The 6101-nt window shown below is 44.6% G+C and carries 5 protein-coding genes; all 5 read left to right on the top strand.

The annotated features are described in order from the left end of the window. The first annotated feature begins 45 nt into the window (after positions 1-45). From L370_RS00005 to L370_RS23120, 5 genes are read left to right on the top strand one after another with little or no spacing between them, the layout of a single operon-like run. Positions 46-2682: a type VI secretion system Vgr family protein gene (locus L370_RS00005; RefSeq protein ID WP_023336461.1), complete on the top strand. Its 2637-nt coding sequence runs from the start codon at positions 46-48 to the stop codon at positions 2680-2682. Continuing rightward, the gene (locus L370_RS00010; RefSeq protein WP_032666640.1) at positions 2675-3214 is read left to right on the top strand and encodes a hypothetical protein; all 540 of its coding nucleotides are present in this window, start codon (positions 2675-2677) and stop codon (positions 3212-3214) included. Before L370_RS00005 ends, L370_RS00010 begins: the two co-directional genes overlap by 8 nt. 8 nt (positions 3215-3222) lie before the next feature. Beyond that, positions 3223-5127 (top strand): LysM peptidoglycan-binding domain-containing protein, encoded by a 1905-nt coding sequence (locus L370_RS00015; protein WP_023336459.1) that lies wholly within the window; start codon positions 3223-3225, stop codon positions 5125-5127. Beyond that, positions 5124-5804 carry a hypothetical protein gene (locus L370_RS00020; protein ID WP_023336458.1) on the top strand — a complete coding sequence of 227 codons (681 nt, stop codon included), beginning with the start codon at positions 5124-5126 and terminating at the stop codon, positions 5802-5804. Before L370_RS00015 ends, L370_RS00020 begins: the two co-directional genes overlap by 4 nt. 29 nt (positions 5805-5833) lie before the next feature. Further along, complete coding sequence (locus L370_RS23120; RefSeq protein ID WP_071787471.1) at positions 5834-6100, top strand: PAAR domain-containing protein; 267 nt, start codon at positions 5834-5836, stop codon at positions 6098-6100. Position 6101: the final 1 nt, after the last annotated feature.

Genomic DNA, 6101 nt, shown 5'->3' with positions numbered 1-6101 from the left:
CGCCAGCCCTGACGGAATAACCAAATACACAATGGAGTCAACGCCATGAGCCTGACGGATACCCTGAACACGATGGTGGCCACCGTCACCGGAAAAGCCCTGAATCGCTACCGTCTCGATATTCCTTCCTGTACTGCCGATATCGACGTGGAGGACTTCAGTGGCTCAGAAGCGATGAGCGAGCTTTACAGCTACACCATCAACTTCACCAGTGCCGACAAGAACATTGATGCCCGGCAGATGCTGAGCAAGCCCGCGACCCTGACCATGGGCGCGGGCAACCTACTTTCCCTGACGGAGCGGAAGGTGGTTCACGGGGTGGTGACCCGTTTCGAGCGTACCGGTGGCTCCGCTGATGAAGCGTATTACTGCATCGTGCTGGAGCCGTTTCTGGCGTTGCTGGGCAATCAGTTCCGCACCCATCGCTTTTTCGTCAACAAGTCGGTGCCGGAAGTGGTTGCTGAGGTGCTGCAGGAACATGGCCTCAAAGGCTGGGAATATGAGTTTACCCTCAAAGCCGACTATCCAAAGCGTGAGCAGATTAACCAGTATCAGGAAAACGACCTCGCCTTCATTGAACGCCTGCTGGCGGAGGTGGGGATTTTTTACTTCTTCACCCTGCAGCCTGATACCCAGACCGAAGTGGTGCACTTTGCGGACAAGCAGAGCGCGTGGACGTTTGGTAAGAAACTACCGCTGAACAGCCCGTCAGGGGCGAATGACAATGCGGTCGACTCGGTGTGGGACGTGCATGTGTGGCACAACGTAGTGGAGCGCTCGGTCACCGCCAGCGATTACAACCACCGCGAAGCCCAGAACGTCCTGATGTCCGTACCGGCGGACATGACACGCGGCGACGGGGAGGGGAACACCTACGGCGATGTGTACTATTATCGCCCGCGTCACCTTGAACGTGGCGACAAAATTACACCGTCGGCAGAAACCGGTAACTTCTGGGCACGCCTGGAGCATGAGCGCTTCCTGTCCACCCAGACCACCGTGACCGGCAGCAGTACCGACCATACCCTGGGTCCGGCCCAGGTGCTGACTATTACCGAGACTACTATTCCGCCGACGCTGCCACGTGAAACCGAAAACGGTCTTGTCATCATCAGCGCGGGTTACTCCGCCAGTCGTCAGAACGCACTGAAAGTGGAATGGGCGGCCATGCCGTACTACGAGAACCGTTGCTGGCGTCCAGCCGCGAAAAAGCGTCCGGTGGTCAGCGGCACCCTGATGGCGCGCGTGACCAGCGCCAAAGATAACGATATCTACGCCTGGCAGGATGCATCGGGCATGTACCGGGTAAAATTTGATGCTGACCGCGATGATAAGCGTCAGGGCCAGGAAAGTATGCCGGTGCGTTTTGCCAAACCTTACGGTGGCGACAAGTACGGCTTCCACTTCCCGCTGATACAGGGTACTGAAGTCGCCATTGCGTTCCATGAGGGCGATCCGGATCGCCCGTATATAGCCCATGCCCTTCACGACTCCCGCCACGTCGACCACGTCACTGAAGCCAACAGCACGCGTAACGTTATCCGCACGGCTGGCCTGAACAAGCTGCGGATGGAAGACAAGCGGGGAGAAGAACACGTTAAGATCAGTACAGAGTACGGCGGTAAGACGCAGCTTAATCTGGGTCACAATGTGGATGCTGACAGGGTATTTCGGGGTGAAGGTGCGGAGTTACGTACTGATAAATGGGTGGCCGTTCGCGGCGGAGCTGGTGTATTTATCACAGCAGATAAACAGCCGTTTGCCGGGGACAAGATGCTTTCGATGCAGGAAGCTATTGCCCAGTTGGAAAATGCACTGAGTATTGCCAGAAGTTTGTCTGATGCCGCTGAAACGGCACAAGCACTTCCTGCTGATATACAGAGCCAGGTGAAGTTGACTGATGCTCTTAAAGACCTTGCCCAGCCAGGAATGGTGCTAAATGCGCCTGAAGGAGTCAGCATCACCAGCCCGCAGGCGGTTCGTATGGCGTCGGGTAGTGCCAGCATTGGGATCATGTCGCAACAGAATACAGACATTAGCGCACTTAAACGATTTACCGTAGCAGCAGGTGAAGCCGTGAGTATGCTGGCCCGTAAGGCCGGAATGAAACTCTTTGCGGCTAAGGGAAAAGTAGAAATTCAGGCTCAGGATGATGCGCTTGATGCGATAGCCAAAAAGGATGTGACCGTAACCAGTACAGAAGGGCGAATTGAGATCACGGCGGCGAAAGATGTCGTGCTGAAAAATCTGGATGGGTCGTTCATCCAGTTGCAGGGTAAGAATATTATTCTGGGCTGTGAAGGTAATATCCTGTGGAAATGTGCCAATGCGCAGAAAATGGGTAGTGTAAGCATGAGTAGTGTTATGCCCCAGTTTCCATCTGGATATAGTGGGAAATTTACTGCATCGTCTGATGCAGGAGTTCCAGTTGCCGCTGCGGCATATGTGTTGACATCGAGTAATGGGCAGAAATTATTTGGTAGAACAGACGAGAACGGTGAAACAGTTCCAGTTTACTCATCAAACCCGAATGAGCCTTTTGAACTTGAAATGATTCAAAGTGATTATTGGTACGATAGTGAGAATATTGTGGATAGAGTACATTGTTCATCATTTTCAGATATGTCATTCCAGGATGGTGGTTGTCAATGCAGTGATTGTGAGGAAAATAAAAGTGCGTGATATTACTGTTAAGTTTAAATTTTTGTTATGCATGTTGCTGGCTCCATTTTTTTCTTTTGCAACTGGCACATGGAATGCTAAATCAGCACAAATGCAATGTGGCTCAGCTTTGGTAAAGATCAGTGCTGAATGCCAGGTGAATCAAAAAAGCCCAACGGAGAATATTTGCAAAAATTACCAATTGGAAATAAAAAACGGCACGAATAATAAAGAGTTTTCTTTGCCATACATCCCGAACAGCCAAAAAGCTCTCCTGGAAAAACAGGGTTATTCCTTCAATAATGTAGTTAAGCCTGGTGATTGGGCTCCCACCACAATGAAATGCTATGACAATGAAAATATTGTGATCGGATACCATCTTGGGCTGGATGAAGAGGAGAGCGTAAAGGGTTCATTGTTGTCCTATATTGACGCTCCATTTATTGATCTTTCAGGTAACTTTATTACAGGTAACAAGCTTTCTGAGCTTAGATCTCGAGAGATGGAAAACCCATACGACAATACAAATATAGACTTTATTAGCAATCGCTGAGGTATGATATGTCTGATTTATATGAGTATTTAAACGCTAAAAAGGGAAAGGCATATTTCGATGACCAGATTAAACCATTTTCTTTAATCTCACTCTATCCGGATATAGATACATCCCGAAAGCTAAGAGGTAACAGCCGTACAACAGGAGATGCTGATAAAGATGTTCAGGATGCTATTATAGATATGCTAATTACCATAGCTGTCCGCTATGGATTAAGTTATAAAGAGATATCATATATATTATTAACAACTAAGGTCGAGTCCGGATTTAACCCCGATGCGGCAGCAGGGACTACTAGTGCAGCTGGTTTAGCACAAGGAACCGTTGGTTTTATCAAAGATGCATTGACACAATCTGAAGACATTCTTGGTTTTCAACTAGATCTTCGTAATGAAGAAGTTTTTGAAGCTGAAAAAGGATGTTATGCGGTAATTTATTGCTTTTTACTTAATAAGTCGAAGGTGATGGAGAGTTACACATCAGATCAAAGTGAATACTGGGAGTGGCTTTATTTACTGCATCACGATGGTGCCTATAGCTTAGGGAAATATCTTGATGGTACACGTGAGAAAAGTACAGATGGCAAGAAGTGGGCGCTTTATATAACTAAGCGTTTATCAGCTGTGGAAGGGTTGCTAAAAAACACTGAAGTTAATACTAAATTTAAACTGTCTACGGGAAATAATACAGCATTCAAGAACAAAAATTATATTGCTGCAATCTCTCCATTTCCAAGTTCAACATGCCCAAATTTAGTGTCAGACTATGAGAAATCTCTGGTTTTTATCAAAGGCGTGACTGATGCAAACGGGATGACTGAATCAGTCAATGCCATCGCAGGTTCAGAAATTGTGTTTACTATTCTTGCTGATAATTACAAAGAATTAGCTAAAGCAACTGGTGGAAAAGACACCGATGAAAAGCATAAGACTCTAACTTATACCGTTAAGAAAGGTGACACTTTATCAGCAATAGCTAAGAGTCATGGCGTATCAGTTGAGAAGTTAGCAAGAGTTAATAAGATTCATAACGTAAACATGTTACGCGTGGGTGCTAAATTGAAAATACCTGACGGTAATCAAAACCATGGGTATGTTAGCCGCTATGTTTCTGAACAAACCAAAAAGGAGATCCTCAAAAACGTTGGGGTTGAAAATGCTAATGCTAAAGCAGCTATAGAATATTCAAGAAGTCATATTGTGTTGCCTAAAGGAAGTAAGTCTGCGGACTCGGAAAAGAAAAGCAATGTAATTCATATTAAAACTACGACGACGGATAAGTCTGTTGCTCGTAGGAGTAAAAGTGATCCAGAGAAACATCAGACTACTTCCGAGGGGAATGCAAAGAAAATATCTGTGGTTAACGACTTTGAACCGGTGGTGGATTTTTCTAAAGATATTCCTCTTAGTTTGAAAAATCTGGTAACTAATCATTCTCTTGACATTATGAAAGGGATAATGAAATCCGCAGGTGTCCATAAGATTATGATCACCAGTACGTTGCGCACCGCGGAAAAACAAGTCGATGCAATGTATATGAACATGAAAAACAAGGGGATACAATCCCAACTTGATTATTATGCTGCTGCGGGACGGGAGGTTGTACAAGCAGCTATCGCTGTGGGTGGCATAGATAAAAGTAAGGAGAATCAGGTTAAAAAAGCCATGGTTGATAAAGTCAATTCTTTACAAAAAGATGGACGTCTTGTTTCAAAACATTGCGTTTCTCTTGAATCGTATGCTCAGAGAAATGTATTTGATATAAGTAAAAAATTATTGCCTGCCGCTTTGCAGCGGGCTTTTGATAAGGCTATTACAAAATATGCAAAAGATAACCCAAGGAAAATGAAATATATCAGTCCCTTTGAAAATCGCGGTGAGCCAGCATTCCATGTGGAGATTGTACAATGAAAAAAATATTGTTTTTTATTGTTGTTGTTCCTTTTTTTGCATTCTGCAATACTATTAAGGTAAAAGATGGTCTGTATTATGGATATTGGGTTTATAAAGAGTATGGTGCTATGAAAGAGTATGGTGTTTTAGCTAACAAACCCAGAAAAATTATGGATAAATATATCTTAAGTCCTGTTCCTAAGTTTACTGATGATAATGAAATATATGTTGAAGTTAAAGGTGGTGTTCCGACTGTGTATTTTTATCAGAAAAGTGTTGAGTCTGATTTGAATACGGTTGGATGGGCTAGCGCTAGATTTTCTGAGGGGAATATGGTTATTTCTTCAAGCACTATTCGAATGGTCACAGAGGATACTACAGAAAAAATATTTGTTGGTAAGAGAATTTCAGGGAAAAAGTTAAAGTTTGAAAAGGATGAGTTGGTCCCGTTGTCATTAATTGATGATAATGGATTTAACGTAAACTGCAATCAATACTTGGATGTTAATGCTTATAGAGAGAATGGCCTTCCTTATTATTCTGAGCCTGACCCTGAAGAGCGAAATGGAATAGAAATAGCTTACCCTACAACGATTTTCGCTGTCGGTGAACTCGGTATTTGTTCTGCATTTCTCGATGATGATATTGTTCCACAAATCAAAAAAGGATGGATTCAGTTCCGTCGGCTCAATTAAAACATACAAACTAATTTGTTAGGTGTGATATGTCCAAAGGATTTGTATTGCTCGGAGATAAAACTACTCACGGCGGTGAGGTTATATCTGCATCTTCGACCTTGATTGTGAACGGAAAGAAAGTAGCTCTTGTTGGCGATGAGATTAATTGCCCTGTTGTAGGTCATGGTATTAATGCCATTATCGGAGGATCACCAGAATGGATCTCTGATGGGAAACCTGTTGTTGTGGATGGCTGCGAATGTGAATGTGGCTGCCATGTTATCTCCAGTGCGCCGGATTGTTCAGTAGGATAAG

Origin of the sequence: Enterobacter sp. MGH 24 (assembly GCF_000493015.1) — a bacterium.
GTDB lineage: Bacteria > Pseudomonadota > Gammaproteobacteria > Enterobacterales > Enterobacteriaceae > Enterobacter.
This window is presented reverse-complemented; position numbering and strand designations above follow the sequence as displayed.